Here is a 389-nt window from a genome sequence, read left to right as displayed (position 1 = left end):
GAACTGCCACTTTTTGCCGCAGCACGGGCGTCGGAGTTGCAGAGGCAGGAGGAGGCTGAGGGAGATCCGGACCTAGAGGTGGACGCCTCACGGAAGATGAAGGACAATGCGAGAGCAGAAGCCGAAGAACCAGATGTTACACTCCGGCCGATGACTCTGGGCCGCGAGGTGGTCAAGGACTACGGCCATACCGGCCTCAGCTTGCGCCAGCATCCGGTCTCGTTTCTGCGTGAGACCCTCAAGCAGCGGCAGATCATCACCTGTGCCGAATCCATGGCCAGCCGGGATCGCCGCTGGTGCGCGACTGCGGGCCTCGTGCTGGTCCGGCAACGGCCCGGATCGGCCAAGGGGGTGATGTTCATCACGCTCGAGGATGAGACGGGTGTCGC

Annotated in this window: 1 protein-coding gene; it reads left to right on the top strand. The window is 63.5% G+C overall.

What is annotated here, in order from left to right; genetic code table 11:
- Window positions 1-150 precede the first annotated feature (150 nt).
- A partial coding sequence (locus tag AAIL68_RS17630; RefSeq protein ID WP_347141081.1) for a hypothetical protein occupies window positions 151-389 on the top strand: 239 nt, incomplete at its 3' end.

The sequence above is a fragment of the Paracoccus sp. SSK6 genome (assembly GCF_039770665.1).
Taxonomy (GTDB): Bacteria; Pseudomonadota; Alphaproteobacteria; order Rhodobacterales; family Rhodobacteraceae; genus Paracoccus.
Note: the sequence above shows the minus strand (reverse complement) of the source record. Positions and strands in the feature narration are given on the sequence as shown.